Annotated in this window: 19 protein-coding genes; 15 read left to right on the top strand and 4 right to left on the bottom strand. The window is 62.4% G+C overall.

The features are described 5' to 3' along the window. Window positions 1–47: 47 nt before the first annotated feature. Window positions 48–917 carry a M48 family metalloprotease gene (locus JYJ39_RS07965; protein WP_240189596.1) on the bottom strand — a complete coding sequence of 290 codons (870 nt, stop codon included), beginning with the start codon at window positions 915–917 and terminating at the stop codon, window positions 48–50. A 249-nt stretch (window positions 918–1,166) separates the two neighbouring features. Between JYJ39_RS07965 and JYJ39_RS07960 the strand changes: the two genes are divergently transcribed. The 11 genes from JYJ39_RS07960 (at window position 1,167) to fusA (ending at window position 13,174) form a co-directional block, all read left to right on the top strand. Then, window positions 1,167–1,457, top strand: a complete 291-nt coding sequence (locus JYJ39_RS07960; RefSeq protein WP_205203458.1) for a co-chaperone GroES — start codon at window positions 1,167–1,169, stop codon at window positions 1,455–1,457. Between the two features lie 54 nt (window positions 1,458–1,511). Continuing rightward, a complete protein-coding gene (gene groL, locus JYJ39_RS07955) occupies window positions 1,512–3,161 on the top strand; it encodes a chaperonin GroEL (RefSeq protein ID WP_205203456.1) in 1,650 nt (549 codons plus the stop codon). A 272-nt stretch (window positions 3,162–3,433) separates the two neighbouring features. Beyond that, window positions 3,434–4,105: a response regulator transcription factor gene (locus JYJ39_RS07950; protein WP_205203454.1), complete on the top strand. Its 672-nt coding sequence runs from the start codon at window positions 3,434–3,436 to the stop codon at window positions 4,103–4,105. A 31-nt stretch (window positions 4,106–4,136) separates the two neighbouring features. After that, window positions 4,137–5,597, top strand: a complete 1,461-nt coding sequence (locus JYJ39_RS07945; RefSeq protein ID WP_205203453.1) for a sensor histidine kinase — start codon at window positions 4,137–4,139, stop codon at window positions 5,595–5,597. Window positions 5,598–5,694: 97 nt separating this feature from the next. Next, entirely contained in the window at window positions 5,695–6,573 is an 879-nt protein-coding gene (ubiA, locus tag JYJ39_RS07940; protein WP_275887962.1) for a 4-hydroxybenzoate octaprenyltransferase, read from the top strand. Further along, window positions 6,570–8,045 (top strand): 4-hydroxy-3-polyprenylbenzoate decarboxylase, encoded by a 1,476-nt coding sequence (gene ubiD, locus JYJ39_RS07935; protein ID WP_205203452.1) that lies wholly within the window; start codon window positions 6,570–6,572, stop codon window positions 8,043–8,045. Before ubiA ends, ubiD begins: the two co-directional genes overlap by 4 nt. Window positions 8,046–8,081: 36 nt before the next feature. After that, window positions 8,082–8,495: a DUF4870 family protein gene (locus JYJ39_RS07930; RefSeq protein WP_205203451.1), complete on the top strand. Its 414-nt coding sequence runs from the start codon at window positions 8,082–8,084 to the stop codon at window positions 8,493–8,495. A 118-nt stretch (window positions 8,496–8,613) separates the two neighbouring features. Continuing rightward, window positions 8,614–9,297: a YEATS-associated helix-containing protein gene (locus JYJ39_RS07925; RefSeq protein WP_240189595.1), complete on the top strand. Its 684-nt coding sequence runs from the start codon at window positions 8,614–8,616 to the stop codon at window positions 9,295–9,297. Window positions 9,298–9,353: 56 nt separating this feature from the next. Beyond that, window positions 9,354–10,721: a bifunctional UDP-N-acetylglucosamine diphosphorylase/glucosamine-1-phosphate N-acetyltransferase GlmU gene (gene glmU / locus JYJ39_RS07920; RefSeq protein WP_205203449.1), complete on the top strand. Its 1,368-nt coding sequence runs from the start codon at window positions 9,354–9,356 to the stop codon at window positions 10,719–10,721. Between the two features lie 24 nt (window positions 10,722–10,745). Further along, the gene (locus tag JYJ39_RS07915) at window positions 10,746–11,069 is read left to right on the top strand and encodes a hypothetical protein (protein WP_205203448.1); all 324 of its coding nucleotides are present in this window, start codon (window positions 10,746–10,748) and stop codon (window positions 11,067–11,069) included. 38 nt (window positions 11,070–11,107) lie between these two features. Continuing rightward, on the top strand, window positions 11,108–13,174 hold the full coding sequence (fusA, locus tag JYJ39_RS07910) for an elongation factor G (RefSeq protein ID WP_205203446.1): 2,067 nt from the start codon (window positions 11,108–11,110) through the stop codon (window positions 13,172–13,174). Between the two features lie 3 nt (window positions 13,175–13,177). Here fusA and JYJ39_RS07905 read toward each other — a convergent pair whose 3' ends face one another. From JYJ39_RS07905 to JYJ39_RS07895, 3 genes are all read right to left on the bottom strand, one after another. Beyond that, on the bottom strand, window positions 13,178–13,894 hold the full coding sequence (locus JYJ39_RS07905; RefSeq protein ID WP_205203444.1) for a response regulator transcription factor: 717 nt from the start codon (window positions 13,892–13,894) through the stop codon (window positions 13,178–13,180). Between the two features lie 10 nt (window positions 13,895–13,904). After that, a complete protein-coding gene (locus tag JYJ39_RS07900) occupies window positions 13,905–15,929 on the bottom strand; it encodes a PAS-domain containing protein (RefSeq protein ID WP_205203441.1) in 2,025 nt (674 codons plus the stop codon). A 105-nt stretch (window positions 15,930–16,034) separates the two neighbouring features. Beyond that, window positions 16,035–17,210, bottom strand: coding sequence for a VCBS repeat-containing protein (locus tag JYJ39_RS07895; protein ID WP_205203439.1), 1,176 nt, complete (start codon window positions 17,208–17,210; stop codon window positions 16,035–16,037). A 175-nt stretch (window positions 17,211–17,385) separates the two neighbouring features. Here JYJ39_RS07895 and JYJ39_RS07890 point away from each other — a divergent pair, with 175 nt between their 5' ends. The 4 genes from JYJ39_RS07890 to arsA are packed head-to-tail and all read left to right on the top strand — an operon-like array spanning window position 17,386 to window position 20,460. Next, entirely contained in the window at window positions 17,386–17,763 is a 378-nt protein-coding gene (locus JYJ39_RS07890; protein WP_205203437.1) for an ArsR/SmtB family transcription factor, read from the top strand. Next, window positions 17,760–18,239 carry an arsenate reductase ArsC gene (locus tag JYJ39_RS07885; protein WP_205203436.1) on the top strand — a complete coding sequence of 160 codons (480 nt, stop codon included), beginning with the start codon at window positions 17,760–17,762 and terminating at the stop codon, window positions 18,237–18,239. The genes JYJ39_RS07890 and JYJ39_RS07885 overlap by 4 nt, the downstream gene beginning before the upstream one ends. Window positions 18,240–18,299: 60 nt before the next feature. Further along, window positions 18,300–18,674, top strand: coding sequence for an arsenite efflux transporter metallochaperone ArsD (gene arsD, locus JYJ39_RS07880; protein ID WP_430622469.1), 375 nt, complete (start codon window positions 18,300–18,302; stop codon window positions 18,672–18,674). A 13-nt stretch (window positions 18,675–18,687) separates the two neighbouring features. Beyond that, window positions 18,688–20,460: an arsenical pump-driving ATPase gene (arsA, locus tag JYJ39_RS07875; protein WP_205203435.1), complete on the top strand. Its 1,773-nt coding sequence runs from the start codon at window positions 18,688–18,690 to the stop codon at window positions 20,458–20,460. The last annotated feature ends 1 nt before the right edge of the window (window position 20,461 follow it).

The following is a 20,461-nucleotide window of genomic DNA, read 5'->3' as shown; positions in this document are numbered from 1 at the left end:
GGCCCCGATGACGGGGCCTTGATGTGCTTTCACGCTGGTGCGCAGGTTTATTTCTTCATGGCAGCGATTTGGCTTTCCATGCGTTGTGCACGTTCACCGGGCGCGGGGTGGCTGGAGAACATGCTGCGCTCGTTATCGTACAAGGTTTCCAGCTTGCGCAGCGCCGTCACGCTGCCGCGAGCATTCAGCTTGTGCTGTGTGAGCAGCTTGAGCGCGTAATCGTCGGCTTCATTTTCCTGGCTCTGAGAGAATTGCGCATTGATCAGCGCTTCAGCCATGTCGCCGAGTTGGGAATTCGCGATCGTGGCAGCGGTCGAACTGCCACTGGCAGCGGCTGCATCGCGCGCGGCTGCTGTGGTGTAGGCAAGCTGGAAAGCCTTCTTCGAGTGTCCCAGCATGACGTGGCCAATTTCGTGCGCGAGCACGTAGCGCAATTCATCGTCAGTGAATTTGTCCATCAGGGCGGAGTACACGCGAATGGCTCCGTTGGGGACGGCGAAAGCGTTGACGTCGTTCTTGATGTAAACCTTGTAATCAAGTTTCGTGCTGTCGACGGTTTTCCAGCGAGCAGTCAGCTTCGCCAGGCGTTTGGTGTATTTGCTGTTGGCCGGAGCGACCTTGTTTTTGCGGTCCTGGTCAGCAGTGGTGCGGTTTCCCAATTCGGTCATTTCGGCGTCCGACAAGGTGGCGGCCGTGACCAATTTGCTGCCAGCGCTGAGGGTGGAGCCAATGTCCCCGGCTCCGGTTGTCTTGCAGGCGGCCAGGCTGAGGGTTAATGCTCCCAAGAGGGCCGGTATCAGAGCAGTTGCTTTAAGCGTCATGATGAACTTTGTTGTTTGTAAATGACATAATTGTAGCATGAGGGCATTTTCATGGTGCGGGCTGCAGCGCCGGCCTGCCGTTCGCCCACGCAGCACATCCTCTCACTGCCGGCGAATGTGTGCATCAAGGAGCTGTTGTCGATGAAGGCGTTGCCATAACCAGCTCTGGGGTAAGTCCCGGTGGGCCCGGCAGAAAAAAATCGCGTCTACTTGAAATCCCCCAATCCCGCCCCTATCATTAGCACTCGTTGGTGTTGAGTGCTAACAGCGCCGCGCCAGAAGCCCGCAGTGCGGGCCGATTTTCGGGTTTCTCCCTGTCCATTTTTTCTTTCAGGAGTGTGTTTCATGAATATCCGTCCTTTGCACGACCGTGTGATCGTCAAGCGCGTTGAAGCCGAACGTACCACCGCTTCCGGCATCGTCATCCCCGATTCCGCTGGCGAAAAGCCGGATCAGGGTGAAGTGCTGGCTGTCGGTCCGGGCAAGCGTGACGACAACGGCAAGTACATCACCCCGGACGTCAAGGTGGGTGACCGCGTGCTGTTCGGCAAATATGCCGGCCAGGCCGTCAAGGTCGATGGCCAGGAAGTCCTGGTCATGCGTGAAGAAGACATCATGGGCGTGATCCAGAAGTAATTCCGGACCCGCTTTCCCCCGTATTCAACAGATCAAAATTCAGGAGCTATTCACATGGCAGCTAAAGAAGTCAAATTCGGTGATTCCGCCCGCGCCCGCATGGTCGAAGGCATCAACATCCTGGCCGACGCGGTCAAGGTGACCCTCGGCCCGAAGGGCCGCAATGTCGTGCTCGAGCGTTCGTTCGGCGGCCCGACCGTGACCAAGGACGGCGTTTCCGTCGCCAAGGAAATCGAACTGAAGGACAAGTTCGCCAACATGGGCGCCCAGATGGTCAAGGAAGTCGCTTCCAAGACCTCCGACATCGCCGGTGACGGTACCACCACCGCCACCGTGCTGGCCCAGGCGATTGTCCGCGAAGGCATGAAGTATGTGGCCGCCGGCATGAACCCGATGGACCTCAAGCGCGGCATCGACAAGGCCGTCGCCGCCACCATCGAAGAACTGAAGGTCATCTCCAAGCCGTGCACGACGACCAAGGAAATCGCCCAGGTTGGTTCGATCTCGGCCAACTCCGATTCCTCGATCGGCGACATCATTGCCGAAGCCATGGAAAAGGTCGGCAAGGAAGGCGTCATCACCGTTGAAGACGGCAAGTCCCTGGCCAACGAACTCGACGTCGTCGAAGGCATGCAGTTCGACCGCGGCTACCTGTCGCCGTACTTCATCAACAACCCGGAAAAGCAGGTGGCCCTGCTCGACAACCCGTTCATCCTGCTCTTCGACAAGAAGATCTCCAACATCCGCGATCTGCTGCCGGTACTGGAACAGGTTGCCAAGGCCTCGCGCCCGCTGCTGATCATCGCCGAAGACGTCGATGGCGAAGCGCTGGCCACCCTGGTGGTGAACAACATCCGTGGCATCCTCAAGACCGTTGCCGTCAAGGCCCCGGGCTTCGGTGATCGTCGCAAGGCCATGCTCGAAGACATCGCCATCCTGACCGGCGGCACCGTGATCTCCGAAGAGACCGGCCTGTCGCTGGAAAAGGCTGACCTGAAGGATCTGGGCCAGGCCAAGCGCATTGAAATCGGCAAGGAAAACACCACCATCATCGACGGCGCCGGCGACGAAGCTTCGATCCAGGCTCGCGTCAAGCAGATCCGCGTGCAGATCGAGGAAGCCACTTCCGACTACGACCGCGAAAAGCTGCAGGAACGTGTCGCCAAGCTGGCCGGCGGTGTGGCCGTGATCAAGGTCGGTGCTGCGACCGAAGTCGAAATGAAGGAAAAGAAGGCGCGTGTCGAAGACGCGCTGCACGCTACTCGTGCCGCCGTTGAAGAAGGCATCGTTCCTGGCGGCGGCGTGGCCCTGCTGCGGGCCCGTTCTGCGGTCAAGACCCTGAAGGGTGACAATCACGATCAGGACGCAGGCATCAAGCTGATCCTCAAGGCGATTGAAGCCCCGCTGCGCGAAATCGTCGCCAATGCAGGTGAAGAAGCCTCCGTGGTGGTCGACAAGGTCGTTCGTGGCAAGGGTAACTACGGCTACAACGCGGCAACCGACGAGTACGGCGACATGGTCGAAATGGGCGTGCTCGATCCGACCAAGGTGACCCGTACTGCACTGCAGAACGCTGCTTCCGTGGCCGGTCTGATGCTGACCACCGAGTGCATGGTCGCCGAACTGGCTGAAGACAAGCCGGCTGCCGGCATGCCCGATATGGGTGGCATGGGTGGTATGGGCGGCATGGGCATGGGGATGTGATTCCCGGCTTCGCCTGAAACACGAAACCCCGCTGCGGCGGGGTTTTTTTATGGATGAAAGACTGTGCTCCGTGGCGAAAAGGCCACTTCCGCGGGCAGCGTTTGTTAGACTTGCGGCAGAAAAAAGCGGTGGGGGGCCTGACTGGCAGGTATCCCCCCGAGTCGGAACCGGGGCTCCTGACTCCTAAGACCATAAAAGGAGAACAGCCCCTATAGGGTAACCGATAACGCTTACAAACTGCTTACATTTGAGCAAGATTTGGTTGGGGTTTTATGCGCATTCTCATAGCGGAAGACGATGACATCATTGCCGACGGCGTCAGCCGCTCGTTGGGACAGGCCGGCTACAGCGTCGATTGGGCCGCACATGGCGAGGCGGCGGAAGAGGCGTTGCTGGCACACAGTTACGACCTGCTGGTACTTGATCTGGGTTTGCCCAGGCTGTCCGGCCTGGAGGTGCTCAAGCGACTGCGGGCGCGCCATTCGACCATTCCGGTACTGATTCTGACTGCGCTTGATGGTACCCATGACCGGGTGCGTGGACTGGACCTGGGGGCGGATGATTACATGGTCAAACCCTTCGAGCTGGCCGAACTGGAAGCACGGGTGCGGGCCTTGACCCGGCGCGCCACAGGCAATTCGCCGGCGATTGTCTGCGGCAGCCTGAGCTTCGACCCGGTGGGCCGGGTGACGCAGATTGACGGCGTGCCCCTCGATTTGTCGGCGCGGGAAATCGGGTTGCTGGAAATTTTGCTCGCCCGCATGGGGCGACTGGTGAGCAAGGATCAGCTGGTCGATCATCTGTGTGGCTGGGGTGAGGAAGTCAGCCACAACGCCATCGAAGTGTATGTGCACCGCCTGCGCAAAAAGCTGGAATCCGGGGGTATCAAGATCGCGACCGTACGTGGTCTTGGCTATTGCCTTGAACGGCCGCAGGGCGAATGAGACTGGCGCGGCGACCGGGAGCGGGAACAGCATGACGGAAACCGAGCGCTCGCTGTTTGGCGAAATCCTGGACTGGATGCTCGCTCCCCTGCTGTTTGTCTGGCCGCTGAGCATTGCCTTTACCCATTACTTTGCCAACAACGTTGCCAACTATCCGTACGACCAGGCGCTGCGCGAGCGGGTGACGGCACTCAGCCGGCAGCTCGACTGGCCCAGCGGCAAGAAGCCGCTGCGTTTGCCGGCATCCGCCCAGGCCATGCTGCGATCGGACGAGCTGGATAACGTCTATTTCCTGATCCAGGGTCCGGGGCAGGCCAGACCATTGGGTGATGGCGATCTGCCGGGTGTTGCTGCAAGCCTGGCCGCAGAAGCGCCGACAGGCGAAATTTTGCTGCGCGATGACGAATACAAGGGGCAGGACATCCGCGTGGCCTACGCTTTTTACAGCCAGCATGCGGGGGGCGAGCGGACCCTGATCCAGGTGGCGGAAACGACCGAAAAGCGGGCGCAGCTGGCCAACCGCATCGTTGCCAGCGTGATTCTGCCGCAGTTCGTCATCATTCCGCTGGCGGTGCTGCTGGTGTGGTTCGGCCTCTCCCGCGGCCTGCGGCCGCTGCACCGTTTGCGACATACCATCGAGAAGCGCGATCCGGCCGATCTGTCGCCGATTGCCACCCGGCGTGTGCCGGAAGAACTGGAACCTCTGGTCGAAGCATTCAACGCCATGTTGCTGCGCATGCAGAACAATTTCGCGGTGCAGCAGCGCTTTGTTGCCGATGCCGCACACCAGTTGCGTACCCCCCTGACCGGCCTGAAAACACAGGCCCAGCTGGCCAGTCGCGAGAACGACCCGGCAGCGTTGCGGCACGCCTTGCGGCAGATCGCCACCGGCGTGGATCGGGCGGGCCGGCTGGTCAATCAGTTGTTGACCCTGGCACGCACCGAGGCCAGCGACAACAGTCTGCCGCATGCGCCACTCGACCTGGCGCTGCTGGCGCGGCAGGTGGTGGAAGAATGGGTGATGCGCGCCCTGCAGAAAAACATCGATCTGGGTTACGAAGCACCGGGGCAGGCAATGATCAACGGTAATGCCTTCCTGCTGCAGGAACTGCTGAACAACCTGATCGATAACGCCCTGAGCTACACCCCGAACGGGGGACGGGTGACCTGTCGGGTGCTGGATACCGGCAATACCGTGTTTCTTGAAGTCGAGGATAACGGGGTGGGTATTACCCCGGAGCAGGCCAAGCTGGTGTTCGAGCGTTTTTACCGTGTCGATGACACCGCGGGCGAGGGGAGTGGTCTGGGCTTGCCCATCGTGCAGGAGATTGCCAGTCAGCACCGTGCCCGCGCCAGTCTGCAACCCAATCCACATGAGCGCGGTACGCTGGCACGGGTGGCCTTCCCGACCTGGCATCCACCCCTGCCGCCGCCTGCGCCGCCGGATGACTATGCCGAGCTGTACCGGCAATCGCCGCCGGTAGGGTCGTGACTGCTGCCGGCCAACTGCCTAACCGGCACTCGCCTCGCGGCCACAAGCCGGCCATACTATCGTCTTCGCCCAATCTGCCTTACGTCCTGAACCTACCGTGACCACTCTGCACCTGCTCCGCGAACGACTCGATTTGTACGAAAAGCTGATGCGCCTGGACAAACCCATCGGCACTTTGCTCCTGCTCTGGCCCACGCTGTGGGCGCTGTGGCTGTCGTCGGCCGGCCGCCCGGACTGGATGCTGGTCTGGGTGTTTGCCCTGGGGACCTTGTTGATGCGCTCGGCGGGCTGCGTGATCAATGATTTTGCCGACCGCGATTTCGACAAGCACGTCGAACGCACCAGGGAGCGGCCGTTGACGACGGGGCAGGTGAGCAGCAGGGAAGCCCTGGCCTTGTTTGCCCTGCTCTGTCTGGCCAGTTTTGCCCTGGTTCTGCTGCTGCGCAAACCGCTGCTGATCTGGCTCTCGTTTGCGGCGTTCTTTCTGGCCGCCACCTACCCCCTGACCAAACGTTTCTTTGCCATTCCCCAGGCCTATCTGGGGGTGGCCTTCGGTTTCGGTATTCCCATGGCCTACGCCGCGCAACTCGGCGAGGTGCCGGCGCAAGCCTGGTGGCTGCTGCTGGCCAACATCTTCTGGGCGGTGGCCTACGATACCGAATACGCCATGGTCGACCGCAACGACGACCTCAAGATCGGCATCAAGACCTCGGCGATCACCTTCGGTCGTTTTGACGTCGCCGCCGTCATGCTCTGCTACGCCGCGACGCTGGCGCTGATCGCCTGGGTTGGCAGCACCTACGCGCTGGGCTGGCCGTTCTACACTGCGCTGGCCATCGCCGCCGGCATCATGGGCGTTCATTACACCTGGATTCGCGGCCGCGAACGCATGGCCTGCTTCAAGGCCTTCCTGCACAACAACTGGGTCGGCGGCATCATCTTCGCCGGCATCGCCCTGGACTTCCTGCTCCGATGAAATACCACGACCTGCGCGACTTCCTGTCGCAACTGGAAAAGACCGGCGAACTCAAGCGCATCGCGGTGGACGTCGATACGCACCTGGAAATGACCGAGATCGGCGACCGCGTGCTGCGCGCTGGCGGCCCGGCACTGTTCTTCGAAAAGGCGCATACGCAGGGCCGGCGTCACGAGATGCCAGTGCTCACCAACCTGTTCGGCACGCCCAAGCGCGTCGCCCTGGGCATGGGCGAGGATTCGGTACAGGCGCTGCGCGAAGTTGGCAAGCTGCTCGCCTACCTCAAGGAACCGGAACCGCCCAAGGGCCTGAAGGATGCCTGGGACAAGCTGCCGGTGTTGAAGCAGGTGCTCAACATGGCGCCGAAGAAGGTGTCGAACGCGCCCTGCCAAGAGATTGTCTGGGAAGGCAAGGATGTCGATCTTTCGCGCCTGCCGATCCAGCATTGCTGGCCCGGCGACGTTGCGCCGCTGATCACCTGGGGCCTGGTCGTCACCAAAGGCCCGCACAAGAGCCGCCAGAACCTCGGCATCTACCGACAGCAGGTGTTGGGGCCGAACAAGGTCATCATGCGCTGGCTCGCGCATCGCGGCGGCGCCCTGGATTTCCGCGAATTCCAGCTGGCCAATCCGGGTCAGCCTTTCCCGGTAGCGGTGGTGCTCGGCTGCGATCCGGCGACCATCCTCGGCGCGGTGACTCCGGTGCCGGACAGCCTCTCCGAATACCAGTTCGCCGGCCTGCTGCGCGGTGGCAAGACCGAGCTGACGCAGTGCCTCGGCTCAAGTTTGCAAGTGCCCGCTTCTGCGGAAATCGTTCTCGAAGGCCATATCCATCCCGGCGAGATAGCGCTCGAAGGGCCGTACGGCGATCACACCGGCTACTACAACGAGCAGGCGGAATTCCCGGTGTTTACGGTCGACCGCATCACCATGCGCAAAAACCCGATCTACCACAGCACCTACACCGGCAAGCCGCCCGACGAGCCGGCCGTACTCGGCGTCGCGCTCAACGAAGTCTTCGTGCCGCTGCTGCAGAAGCAGTTCACCGAGATCGTCGATTTCTACCTGCCGCCGGAAGGCTGTTCCTACCGGATGGCCATCGTCAGCATCAAGAAGGCCTATCCCGGCCACGCCAAGCGGGTGATGTTCGGCATCTGGTCCTTCCTGCGCCAGTTCATGTACACCAAGACCATCGTCGTCGTGGACGACGACATCGACATCCGCGACTGGAAGGAAGTGATCTGGGCGATGACCACGCGCTTCGACGCGGTGCGCGACACGACGCTGGTCGACAACACGCCGATCGACTACCTCGACTTTGCTTCGCCGGTCGCCGGCCTCGGCTCGAAGATGGGCATCGACGCGACCAACAAGTGGCCAGGCGAGACCAGCCGCGAGTGGGGCCGGCCCATTGTGATGGATGGCGAGGTCAAACAACGGGTCGACGCCCTGTGGGATCGTCTGGGGCTCTAGCCCCGATGCTGTAACCATTATTGGAAAGGAAATGCCATGGCCGCTCAGCCACCTACACCGCAGAATGTGCGTGCTTCACTCATCCATGTCACTCACCTGATTTATGCCCTGCATGCCAGTGCCGTGGTGGTGGGGCTACTGTCTTCCGCAACGGTGGCCGGTGGATTGGTGTTCGGACTGCCGTCGCTGGCGGCGGTCGTCCTCAATTACTGGATGGCCGGCGAGGTGCGCGGCACCTGGCTGGAAGCCCATTTCCGCTGGCAGATCCGGACCTTCTGGTTCACCCTGCTGTGGCTGATCGTCTATGGCCTGCTGATCATCACCCTCATCGGCATTCCCATTGCCTGGGTGCTGATCTTCATTCTCGGTCTGTGGGTGGCGTACCGCGTCGGGCGTGGCTGGCTGGCGTTGAAAAATGGTGAATTACCGCCCGTTTCGCGTAATCAGTGAAACGTAAAAGACTGTAAATATGTAACAATGCGGCAAATTTGACTGGGGGCGCAGGATGTCGAACGATTTGCAAAGTACATTTCAGATCAGCATGCCGAGTAGTGGCCTGGATGGCCACATGCTGCTGATTCTCGCAATCATGGTGTTGGCAGGAATTCTTGGCGGCGCCGCCAATTATTTCCTGGCTGAACGTCAGGGCGAGGCGGGGGGGCGCGACTGGATCAAGTACCCGATCTTCGGCATGGTGGCGGTGTTTACCGTGCCCCTGTTCCTCAACATGATTTCCAGCACCCTGCTCGAAGGGGCGCGGACCAAGCCGGTGGATTTTTACGTCTTTGCCGGTTTCTGCCTGATTTACGTGGTGGCGTCGCGCCGTCTGTTCGAAAATATTGCGCTGCGTCTGCTGGGGCAGATGGAGATGGTGCGGCGCGATGTCGGCCAGTTGCGCCAGAAGCGTGATGAAGCCCTGGTGCTGGCGGCGCAGAAAGCCGAAATCGAAGCGCAGAAGGAAGCCCAGAAACCGGCTGAACCCGATCCGCGTGAGGTGCTCTCCTACAACGATGTGGAAATCCTGCGGGCACTGGCGGAAGAGCGGTTCGTCTATGGCAATCTTGCGGCGCTGTGCGAGCGTACCGGCTTGCAGCGCGAATTCGTCAGCCAGCGGCTGACGGTGATGAAATCGCTTGGCGTGATCGAAACCCGCATCAACGACAAGAACGTCTTGCACTGGTTCGTGTCGACGCGTGGCGCTGCCGTGCTCAATGAACTGCTGAACGCGGGGAATGAAGCACGGGCGCAATGAGGGGGCCTTGAGCCGTTATACTGCCGGGCTTTCCGTCACCTCATGAAGCACGCCGCATGAATATCGTCATTCTCGCTGCCGGACAAGGCAAGCGCATGGTTTCCGACCTGCCCAAGGTGCTGCACCCGATTGCCGGCAAACCGCTGGTTGGTCACGTTCTTGATACCGCCCGTCTGCTGGCGCCGGAAAAACTGATTGTCGTTCATGGCCACGGCGGCAAGCGGGTACAGCAAGCCCTGTCTGCTGCCGACGTGCAGTGGGCCGAGCAGGCCCGGCAACTCGGCACCGGGCATGCGCTGGCGCAGGCCTTGCCGCTGCTGTCGGATGCCGGGCAAACCCTGGTGCTGTACGGCGATGTGCCCCTGACCCGTCTGGAAACCTTGCAACAGCTGCTGGCGGCCGGACGTGAGGGGCTGGCCATCCTGACGGTCGATTTGCCCGACCCCACCGGCTATGGCCGCATCGTGCGCAATGCGGCGGGCGAGGTGACGAAAATCGTCGAGCAAAAAGATGCCAGCGAGGCCGAGCGGGCCATCCGTGAAATCAACACCGGCATCATGGCCATGCCCACCGCCCGTCTGGCGGACTGGTTGGGACAGCTGAAAAATGACAATGCCCAGGGTGAGTACTACCTGACCGATATTGTCGCGCTGGCGGTGGCCGAAGGCGTGCCGGTGCGTACCGCGCAGCCGGCGGCCGACTGGGAAGTGCTTGGGGTCAATAGCAAGGTGCAACTGGCCGAACTGGAGCGCTGCCATCAGCGTAACCAGGCAGAAGCGCTGCTGGTGGCCGGGGTGCGCCTGGCTGATCCGGCTCGCATCGATATCCGTGGTCGATTGCAGCACGGCAGGGATGTCAGTATCGATGTCGGCTGCGTGTTCGAAGGCGAGGTGTCGCTGGGGGATGGTGTGGAGATTGGCCCCTACTGCGTACTGAAAAATGTCACGGTCGCTGCCGGGACGCGCCTGGCCGCCTTCTGCCACTGCGAGGATGCGGTCATTGGCGAACAGGCTGTGATCGGGCCTTATGCCCGCCTGCGTCCGGGCGCCGAGCTGGCGGCGGAAGTGCATGTCGGCAATTTTGTCGAAATCAAGAAGAGCCGTCTGGGCCGGCAATCGAAAGCCAACCACCTGGCCTACATCGGTGACGCCGAGATCGGCGAGCGGGTGAATGTGGGCGCCGGCACCATCACCTGCAACTACGACGGTGTGAACAAGCACAAGACCATCATCGAGGATGATGTTTTCATCGGTTCCGACACGCAGCTGGTGGCGCCAGTGACCGTCGGCCGGGGGGCTACCCTGGGGGCCGGCACAACGCTGACCAAGAATGCCCCGCCGAATGCCCTGACCGTCTCCCGCCCGCGGCAGCTGACCCTGGAAGGCTGGCAAAGGCCGCAAAAGAAGTCGTCGGATACACCGTAAAACTTTCAGTAAAGATACACAGTGATGGACAACAGTTTTCTCGCTTTCGCCCTGGTCACCTCCCTGCTGCTTGCCGGCGGCGTCACGTTGCTGCTGGTCGGCTACATCAATACCCTGCCGGCGGCTCTGGCGCGCGGCTGGCGTGTGGCGCTGCCGGTGGTGCTTCTGCCAGTGGCCGGCCCGCTCTGGTACGCCTGGCGCGAAGGCGATGAGTTTCGCCGCGCCCGCTGGCAGTTGATTGCTGCGCTGGTCCTGCTGGCCCTGGCCGGCGCGGTCATCCTGGCGCTTGGCCCCTATTTCGCCGAGCGCCTGGTCGCCGAAATGGTGGAAAACGCAAAAATGCGCTGAACCCTCGGCCCTGCGGCCGATTTCTCAAGGAGAACGACATGGCATTGCAGGCTGATTCACGCTATTCCCCGGAACAATTACGCACCCTGGCCCTGCTCGGCCATGCCGGTGCGGGCAAGACCACCCTGGCGGAAACCCTTCTGTTCGCCAGTGGTGTGCTGCGCGAAAAGGGCAGTGTCGAGCGCGGCACGACGCTGTGCGATTTCGAGGCACAGGAAAAAGCGGCCGGGCATTCGATGAATTCCGCCATTTTCTCGCTGCCCTACGAGGGCGCCTGCCTGCAGTTCATCGATACCCCGGGGACACCCGACCATGCGGCGCAGGCGGTGGCCGCGCTGGCGGCAGCGGACACCGCACTGATCGTCATCAACGCACAGAATGGTATCGAGGCCATGACGGAACGCATGTTCCGTTATGCCGGCGAGCGCAAGTTGTGCCGCATGCTGGTGATCAATCGGATCGATGCCGACAATCTCGATCTGCCGGCGCTGGTGGCCGACATCCGCGCGCGGTTCGGCCCGGCCTGCCTGTTTCTCGATCTGCCGGCGGCGGCTTCGGCGCAGGTGATCGACGTGCTCGAGCAGAGCGAAGGTGCGGCTGATTTTGCCTCGGTGGCTGCTGCCCATCGGGCGCTGATCGACCAGTTGATTGAAGAGGACGAAACCCTGCTGGCGCGCTATCTGGAAGACGGCAACGATCCGGCGCCAGCGGACCTGCACGCGCCGTTCGAAGCCGCGCTGCGGGCCGGGCATCTGATCCCGGTCTTGTTCGTATCCGCCAGGACCGGGGCCGGTATTCCCGAGTTGCTGCATGTCCTGGCGCAGCTCGCCCCCACCCCCGCCGAAGGCAATCCGCCACCCTTCCTGCGCGGTGAGCCGGGGGGCGAGGTGGAAAGCTTCGCGGCCCAGCCTGACCCGGCCCGACATGTGCTGGCGCATGTGTTCAAGGTGCAGGTCGATCCCTATCAGGGCAAGGTCGGCGTGTTCCGTGTCCATCAAGGTACGCTGAGAAAGGATGCGTCGCTGTTCGTTGGTGACGCCCGGCGGCCGATCAAGGTGGCGCATCTTTACCGCGTCCAGGGTAAGGACATGATCGAAGTGGAGCAGCTGGTGGCGGGCGAGATTGGCGCCATCGCCAAGGTCGACGAGATCGTTTTCGACAGTGTGCTGCACGACTCGCACGATGAAGATCATATTCATCTGGCGCCGCTGCGGTTGCCGCGGCCGATGGTTGGCCTGGCGGTGGAAACCCTGAAGAAGGGCGATGAACAGCGCCTGTTCGATGTTCTGGGGAAGCTGGCCCAGGAAGATCCGACCTTCCTGGTCGAACGCCATCCGGCAATGCATGAAACGGTGATTCGTGGCCTGGGTGATGGACATCTGGCCAGCAAGCTGGAGCGCATGGCGCAGCAGTACAAGCTGGAAGTCAGCACGCGGCCGCCGGCAATTCCCTACCGCGAAACGATTGCGGCAAGTGCGGAAGCCATGCATCGGCACAAGAAGCAGTCCGGCGGTGCTGGGCAGTTCGGTGAGGTGCATCTGCGGGTCGAGCCGTTACCGCGTGGCGCCGGTTTCGAATTCGTCGATGCCATCAAGGGTGGGGTGATTCCTGGCGTATTCATTCCGGCGGTGGAGAAAGGTGTCCGCCAGGCCTTGGCCGGCGGCGTTGTGGCCGGTTTTCCGGTCGAGGACATCAAGGTCACGGTGTTCGACGGCAAGACGCATGCGGTCGATGGCAAGGAAATCGCATTCGTCATTGCCGCGCGCAAAGCCACCATCGAAGCGGTGAAAAATGCCCGGCCGCAGGTGCTGGAACCCCTGGTCACGATCGAGATCGTGGGGCCGGAAAGCGCTGTTGGTGATTTGTCCAGCGATCTGAGTGGCCGGCGCGGTCATCTCACCGGAACCGATGGGCGCGGGCCGGGGCGTGTTGCCGTCTGCGGCGAAGTGCCGCTGGCTGAGCTCAACGACTATTCCTCGCGCCTGAAATCCCTCACCGGCGGCGCGGGCGGTTATGTGGTGGAGTTTGCCCGCTACGCCGCCGTGCCGCCGGCCATTCAGCAGCAGCTGGCCAGTGGCTTCCAGCTGCGTGAGGACGACGAGTAGGGCTTAGCCCTCACTCCAGGTGACTTCGGCCAGGAACAGGTAACCGGCGCCATAGACCGTCTTGATGAAGGACGGGCTGTTGGCGTCGGGCTCCAGCTTGCGCCGCAGACGCGAGATGCGCACGTCGATGGCGCGGTCGCTGGTGCTGTCGTCGCGGCTGCCCATCAGCTTTTCGCGGTTGAGGATACGGTTGGGATGCTTGACGAACACCTGCAGCAATTCTGCTTCGGCCGTGCTGAGTACGGCTTCCTCGCCGCCCGGATTGCGCAGGGTGTTGTTGGCAAAATTGAATTGCCAGCCGGCAAAGCGGGCGATGGCCTGCGGGGCTTCGTCCGGCATGCTTTCGCGCCGGCGCAGGATGCTGCGGACCCGGGCCACCAGTTCGCGGGGCTCGAAGGGTTTGAGCATGTAGTCATCGGCGCCGAGTTCGAGCCCCATCACCCGGTCGCTGACATGCGCCCGGCCGGTGAGGATGAGGATGCCGCAGGATGTTTGCGCACGCACCTTCTGCATTGCCTCGATGCCGTCCATGTCAGGCAGCCCGAGATCGATGATGCACAACGCCGGGGTCAGATTGCGCAGGCGGCGCAGCAAATCGTTGCCGCTACGGCACCACAGGGTGCGAAAACCGAAATCGCCCAGCACCTGTTCGATGATGCGGGCAATATCGGGATCGTCCTCGACGATGGCGATGAGTTTGCCGTTGTCGTTATCTTTCATGTCTTGTCTTTCATGCATCGGATTCTTGTTCGGTGCGCGCCAAGGCACGGGCGAGATCCTGACGGGTGAAGGGTTTGGCAAGTACGGGCGGATCGCCCGGGCGGGGGGCGTCGTCGGCGTAACCGCTGACCAGGACGATGCGCATCTGGGGCCGATTATGCCGGATACGCTCGCTCAATTGGCGGCCATTGAGGCTGCCGGGCATCAGCACGTCGCTGACTACGATGGCAATGTCGCTGATCTGTTCGACCATGGCCAGGGCCTGTTCCGCGTTTTCTGCCTCGATCACCGGGTGGCCGAGTTCGATCAATTGCTGCCGGACGACCCGGCGCACCTCGTTGTCGTCTTCGACCAGAAGTACCAGGGCGCCGTTGGCGGCGGGCGCCGGGCTGGCCAGCGATGGTGCTGCGGCCAGGGGAGGGGCGGTCTGCGGCAGGACGATTTCCACCTGTGTGCCGCGCTCCGGTTCGCTGCGGATGCGCATGCCGCCGCCCGACTGGCGCACGAACCCCTGCGCCATGGCGAGCCCCAGGCCGCTGCCCAGCCCCAGACGTTTGGTGGTGAAAAAAGGTTCGCAGGCGTGGGCCAGGGTCTGGGCGTCCATGCCACAGCCGTCATCGGCCACGGCAATGCTGACATAGTGCCCGGGGGGGACATCGAATTCAGCGGTTTCCGGAGCGTCGGCCGGCAGTTCGACCGCCTCGGCGGAGACCGTCAGGCAGCCGCCGCCGGGCATGGCATCGCGCGCATTGAGCGCGAAATTGAGCAGGGCACTTTCGAGTAGCGCCGGGTCGGCGAGTGCGAACAGGTCGGACGCCTCGGTGCTGCTGACGGGGCTGGTCAGAGTGATGTTGTCCGGCAGGGAGCGGCGGATAAGACGAGCCAGATCGGCCAGCAAGCGGGCGATGTCCACCGCCTGCGGTTCCAGCGGCTGCTGCCGGGAATAGGTGAGCAGCCGCCGGATCAGCTGTACCCCGCGGCGGGCCGATTGCAGCGCGGGTGCGACAAAATCGCCGATGGCCGGGTCGCTGCCGCGTTGTTCTTCGAGCGCGGCGAGGTTGCCGATAATGACGGTGAGCAGATTGTTGAAATCATGCGCCAGCCCCCCGGTCAGGCTGCCGATGGCTTCCATCTTCTGTGCCTGCAGCAGAGCGGCCTGCATCCGTTTCTGTTCGGTGATGTCGTGGGCGAAGACGAAGGCGCCCAGCGTCTGGCCGTCGCTACCGATTTCGGGGACCAGGGTGCTGTGCGCGTAGGCGGTTTGTCCGGCCCGCGGCATGCGGTATTCGTAAGTGATGCGTTCGCCGGCAAGGGCGCGCTGCAAGTTGCCGGCGACCTGTGCGTAAACTTCACTGCCCACCACATCGGCGACGGCGCGGCCGACGATGCCACTCTCCGCCAGGCTGAACCATTCGGCATAGCCCTTGTTGACGTAGCGGTAGATCTGCGCCCGGTCGACGTAGGCGATCAGCATGGGGACGGTGTCGTTGATCAGGCGCAGGCGGGCTTCGCTACGACTCAGCGCCGCCGCGATCTTGGTGTTTTCGGCATTGGCGCGGCGCAGTTGGGCGTTGGCATTTTCCAGTTGCGCCGTGCGCCGGCGCACGCGTTCATCGAGCTGCTGGTTCTGGTGCTCGCTCAAGTCTTCCAGATAGCGCTGTTCGGTGATGTCGCTGTAGAGCGTGACGAAGCCGCCGTTGGGCAAAGGCTCGCCACGCAGCAGCAGGAGATTGCCGTTGGGCCGGCGCCGCTCACGCACATGCGGGGAGCAGGTGCGGGCGGCGGAGACACGTTCGGCGACCTGCGCTTCCGGGTCGCCCGGGCCGTATTCACCGCGTTCGGCGTTATAGCGGATGAAGTCGGCGAAGGGGCGGCCGACCTCGGCCAACTCCGGGGGGAAGTCGAGCAGTTCGAGAAATGGGCGATTCCAGGCAACCAGCCGCAATTCTCCGTCAAAGACGCTGAGGCCCTGATCGAGCAGATCAAGACCGGCCTGCAGTAAATCGCGACGGGCAAGGGGAGGGGAATGAGGCATGCGGCAATTCTAGAGCAAGCCGGCCGGCCTGCGGCCGGCGTGTTGCGCAATGCTTTGCTGCGTCGCGGAATAAGTGCCGATGCCGGCTGGATGCCGGGTCGGCCTTCAGCGGACGACCAGATCGATTTGCTGCATGGCCAGCGGTCGGCCGTCTTCGCTGAGCGCCAGACCGCTGCTGCGCACTTCGCCGAGCAGTTGCATGGCATTGCCGCGCAGGTTGTTGGGCGTCGCGAGGTGAGCCAGGGCGAGGGCGCCGATACCGGCTTCCTTCAGGCTGCTGTACTCACTTTCGCCATTCGGGCGCTGGCGCCAGATGCCCAGTTGAGAGAAAGCGGCATCGGCCTCGTCGATCCAGCCGTTGCCGTCGTCATCCAGGGCGGCGAGCTCGCTGAATCCATTATTGGTGGCCGGGCCGAATAGCTCCTTGCCATTGTTCACGACGCCATCGCCATTGCGGTCAAAGAAAAGATAGCCGCTGCCGGAAGCAAGGGTGGGAATCTCTTCCTGCTGGCCGTTGCCGTCCAGATCGAAGCGGAAAAACTGATCGGTCAGCTCTGCGGCGCTACCGGAAAAATTGATGACCAGGGGATCTTTGGTTGCCTGCCCGAACTGGGCACGGGTCGAGCTTTCCTGGCGGAAGTAGCTCTCCATGCTGAGTTCCATCTGGAACGAAATCTCCCGTCCGTCCGCGGTTCGTACGCTGCCACTGGCAGTGAAACTGCTCGCTTCGTATTCTTCGCGCAATTCGTGCGTTTCGACGACGGCGCCCCAGTTGGCGCCGCCCTGACTGGCTGGGGGCAGGTTCTTGTCACCGGCCATCAGCTTGCCGGCTTCGCTGTCAGCCAGATCGCTGGCGGAAAACACCTCGACTTTCCTGCCGCTGAGCAATTCGATCAGGCGGCGAATGAGGGTGATCTTGGGCGATTCGTCGGTGCATGCCTCTTCATCGCGCAGTTTCTCCGTGCTGGCGCTCTGCCCGCTCAGGCTCGGGCTGGCGCCGGGCGATGCACTGGCAAGCGCCGGCAACGGCGCGGCGATAACCGCTGGCTCGGCCCGTGCCACGGTGGGCAGTACGGACGGGCTGCGCTGACCGCTTTCACGCAGGCCCTGCTGCAGAGAGAAATGCGCCGCAGCGGAAATGCTGATGCTGTCGCGCTGCTTGCTGGCCATTTCGACGCTGCTGCCGTCTTTCCAGAGGCGTAAGGATTCACTGCGCTCGTGACTGACGGTCTTGCTGTAGCTGCTGGCAAGGTCGAGTTGGCGGGTGTTTTGAATGATCATGGCACCACTCCTGTGGAGATTCTGCGGGGGTACCTGCTTTTACGTCTTCAGGGTGGGGAACTTGATGTGCGGAAACGGTGGCCGGGGAGTAGGGCGGCATCGGCGGAGACGGCGCTGCGATGAACTGTCATCAAAATTTAAATCAACATTTCAACTAAAGTTGTATAGTTGAAACATGGAAAAACACACTGCCCTTTTAATTTTCGAATCGCTGTCATCCGGTCTGCGCCTGGATGTGTACCGCCTGCTCGTGCGCAAGGGCATGGAGGGGATGGTGGCGGGCGAAATTGCGACGACGCTCGATGTGCCGCCGAACAATCTGTCCTTTCATTTCAAGGCGCTGACGCAGGCGGGCTTGCTCACTGTGGAACAAGAGGGGCGTTTTCAGCGCTATCGCGCCAACATTCCGCTGATGCTGGAGCTGATTGCCTATCTGACGGAAGAGTGCTGCGCTGGTCAGCCACAACTGTGCGCCGATCTGCGCCGAGCCTCCGGTTGCTCGGAAGCGGTGCTGCCGCCTTTGTTTTCAACTGCTGGGACATCTGAAACATGAACATCCTTTTCCTCTGTACGGGCAACTCTTGCCGCTCGATCCTTGCCGAAGCCACTTTCAATCACCTGGCGCCTGCCGGCTGGCGGGCGATGAGTGCGGGCAGTCAGCCGACTGGACAGGTGCACCCGCGTGCGCTGGCCCGGCTGGCACGTGAGGGAATTGCCACTGCGGGCTACCACAGCAAATCCTGGGAACACCTGCCGGCGACACCGGATCTTGTGATTACGGTGTGTGGCAGTGCCGCCGGGGAAACCTGTCCTGCGTACCTGGGCCCGGTGTTGCGCTGCCACTGGGGGGTCGATGATCCGGCACACGTCACGGGCAGCGATGCGCAGATCGATGCCGCATTCGAAACGGCCTATCGCATCCTGCGGGCGCGGATCGAAGCGTTTCTGGCACTGCCGCTGGATGCGTTGTGGCAAGACAAGGTCAGATTCACCGCAGAGCTCGAGCGCATCGGCACCCCGATGGCATGACGGTGGTGGCAAAAAGACAGAGGAATGGCAGGGCAACAGTTTCATTCCGCAACATCACTCATGGAAGGATTCATCATGGCAAGCATTCAGATTTTTGATCCCGCACTGTGCTGCAGCACGGGCGTCTGTGGCGTTGAGGTTGACCAGGCGCTGGTGAGCTTTGCCGCTGATGTGGACTGGGCGAGGCAGAATGGTGCGCAGATTGAACGCTTCAACCTCGCGCTGCAGCCACTGGCCTTCGCGGAGAATCCGCACGTCAGAGCCTTTCTGGAGCGCTCCGGGCAAGAGGCGCTGCCGCTGATCTTGGTCGATGGCGAAGTTACGTTGGCTGGTCGCTACCCCAAGCGCACGGAGCTGGCCCGCTGGCTCGGTATAGCGATGGTCACTCCGGAGTCTGCACCAGCGTCTTGCTGCGCCGGCGGCCGTTGTTGCTGAATGAGTGAATGTCATGAATTTTCTCCAGCATCCGCCACGTTTCCTTTTCTTTACCGGCAAAGGGGGCGTCGGCAAGACGTCCATTGCCTGTGCCACCGCTGTTCAACTGGCGTCCGCAGGCAAGCGCGTCCTGCTCGTCAGCACCGACCCGGCGTCGAACGTGGGGCAGGTGTTCGGCACGGACATCGGCAATCACATCACCCCCATTGCCGCCGTGCCCGGGCTGTTCGCGCTCGAAATCGACCCACAGGCGGCAGCGCAAGCCTACCGCGACCGCATCGTCGGACCGGTGCGGGGTGTGCTGCCCGAGACGGTGGTCAAGGGTATCGAGGAGCAACTCTCCGGTGCCTGCACGACGGAAATCGCTGCCTTCGACGAGTTCACCGCATTGCTGACCGACGCGGCGCTGACCGCTGATTACGCGCACATCATTTTCGATACTGCGCCCACAGGTCACACCATCCGCCTGCTGCAACTGCCGGGGGCGTGGAGTGGTTTTCTTGAAGCAGGCAAAGGTGATGCTTCCTGTCTCGGGCCTTTGGCCGGCCTGGAGAAGCAGCGCAGCCAGTACAAGGCCGCAGTTGCCGCGCTAGCCGATCCATTGCGGACGCGTCTGGTTCTGGTGGCGCGTGCGCAGTCTGCAACGCTGCGGGAAGTGGCGCGGACCCATACCGAGCTGGCGGCCATCGGCTTGTCGCAGCAGTATCTGGTCATCAACGGTGTTCTCCCGGCCGGGCAGGCGGAGCAGGACGAACTGGCGGCGGCGATCCTGCGCCGGGAGCAGGCGGCGCTTGCTGCCATTCCGGAAGAGCTCAAAGCGCTGCCGCGGGATCTGGTTGCGCTCAAATCCTTCAACTTGGTCGGCCTGGATGCCCTGCGCCAGTTGCTGGTGCCGACTGCTGACGCAGAAAATCCAGCGCCGATCGAACTGCCGGCCCGGCTTGCCGCGCCCAATCTGTCTACATTGGTCGCCGAGATTGCTCGCGACGGGCATGGCCTGGTCATGCTCATGGGCAAAGGCGGTGTGGGCAAGACCACGCTGGCCGCCGCCGTTGCCGTTGAACTGGCGCACCGCGGTCTGTCGGTTCATCTGACTACATCCGATCCGGCTGCCCATCTGGCGGAGACTCTGGACGGATCGCTGGCCAATCTGACGGTCAGTCGCATCGACCCCCACGCGGAGACGGAGCGCTACCGCCAGCATGTGCTCGACACCAAGGGGGCGCAGCTCGATGCCGCCGGTCGTGCCTTGCTCGAGGAGGATCTGCGCTCGCCTTGCACCGAGGAGATCGCGGTATTTCAGGCCTTTTCGCGCATCATCCGTGAGGCCGGCAAGAAGTTCGTGGTGATGGATACGGCTCCGACCGGCCACACCCTGCTGCTGCTCGATGCCACCGGTGCATATCACCGTGAGATCAGCCGCCAGATGGGGGGCTCCGGCCTGCACTACACGACACCGATGATGCAGCTGCAAGACCCGCAGCAGACCAAGGTGCTGCTGGTCACGCTGGCCGAGACGACGCCAGTGCTGGAAGCTGCCAACCTACAATCCGACCTGCGCCGTGCCGGTATTGAACCGTGGGCATGGGTGGTGAATAACAGTATCGCCGCCGCCCAACCGCGGGCTCCGCTCCTGCGCCAGCGGGCCCATAACGAACTGTGCGAGATCGAGGCGGTGGCAACCCGCCATGCCAGCCGCTTCGCGGTCGTGCCGCTCCTGCGGGAAGAGCCGATTGGCGCCAGGCGCTTGCGTGAGTTGGCAGAATCAATCACTGAAGGAATCTGAG

The sequence above is a fragment of the Azonexus hydrophilus genome (genome assembly GCF_905120355.1).
In the GTDB taxonomy this organism is placed as follows: domain Bacteria; phylum Pseudomonadota; class Gammaproteobacteria; order Burkholderiales; family Rhodocyclaceae; genus Azonexus.
Note: the sequence above shows the minus strand (reverse complement) of the source record. Positions and strands in the feature narration are given on the sequence as shown.

What these genes read in the sequence shown, in the direction of transcription:
- JYJ39_RS07960 (WP_205203458.1), top strand. Translation starts at nt 1,167, where the DNA reads ATGAATATCCGTCCTTTGCACGACCGTGTGATCGTCAAGCGCGTTGAA.
- groL (WP_205203456.1), top strand. Translation starts at nt 1,512, where the DNA reads ATGGCAGCTAAAGAAGTCAAATTCGGTGATTCCGCCCGCGCCCGCATG.
- JYJ39_RS07950 (WP_205203454.1), top strand. Translation starts at nt 3,434, where the DNA reads ATGCGCATTCTCATAGCGGAAGACGATGACATCATTGCCGACGGCGTC.
- JYJ39_RS07945 (WP_205203453.1), top strand. Translation starts at nt 4,137, where the DNA reads ATGACGGAAACCGAGCGCTCGCTGTTTGGCGAAATCCTGGACTGGATG.
- ubiD (WP_205203452.1), top strand. Translation starts at nt 6,570, where the DNA reads ATGAAATACCACGACCTGCGCGACTTCCTGTCGCAACTGGAAAAGACC.
- JYJ39_RS07930 (WP_205203451.1), top strand. Translation starts at nt 8,082, where the DNA reads ATGGCCGCTCAGCCACCTACACCGCAGAATGTGCGTGCTTCACTCATC.
- JYJ39_RS07925 (WP_240189595.1), top strand. Translation starts at nt 8,614, where the DNA reads ATGCTGCTGATTCTCGCAATCATGGTGTTGGCAGGAATTCTTGGCGGC.
- glmU (WP_205203449.1), top strand. Translation starts at nt 9,354, where the DNA reads ATGAATATCGTCATTCTCGCTGCCGGACAAGGCAAGCGCATGGTTTCC.
- JYJ39_RS07915 (WP_205203448.1), top strand. Translation starts at nt 10,746, where the DNA reads ATGGACAACAGTTTTCTCGCTTTCGCCCTGGTCACCTCCCTGCTGCTT.
- fusA (WP_205203446.1), top strand. Translation starts at nt 11,108, where the DNA reads ATGGCATTGCAGGCTGATTCACGCTATTCCCCGGAACAATTACGCACC.
- JYJ39_RS07905 (WP_205203444.1), bottom strand. Translation starts at nt 13,894, where the DNA reads ATGAAAGATAACGACAACGGCAAACTCATCGCCATCGTCGAGGACGAT.
- JYJ39_RS07900 (WP_205203441.1), bottom strand. Translation starts at nt 15,929, where the DNA reads ATGCCTCATTCCCCTCCCCTTGCCCGTCGCGATTTACTGCAGGCCGGT.
- JYJ39_RS07895 (WP_205203439.1), bottom strand. Translation starts at nt 17,210, where the DNA reads ATGATCATTCAAAACACCCGCCAACTCGACCTTGCCAGCAGCTACAGC.
- JYJ39_RS07890 (WP_205203437.1), top strand. Translation starts at nt 17,386, where the DNA reads ATGGAAAAACACACTGCCCTTTTAATTTTCGAATCGCTGTCATCCGGT.
- JYJ39_RS07885 (WP_205203436.1), top strand. Translation starts at nt 17,760, where the DNA reads ATGAACATCCTTTTCCTCTGTACGGGCAACTCTTGCCGCTCGATCCTT.
- arsD (WP_430622469.1), top strand. Translation starts at nt 18,300, where the DNA reads ATGGAAGGATTCATCATGGCAAGCATTCAGATTTTTGATCCCGCACTG.
- arsA (WP_205203435.1), top strand. Translation starts at nt 18,688, where the DNA reads ATGAATTTTCTCCAGCATCCGCCACGTTTCCTTTTCTTTACCGGCAAA.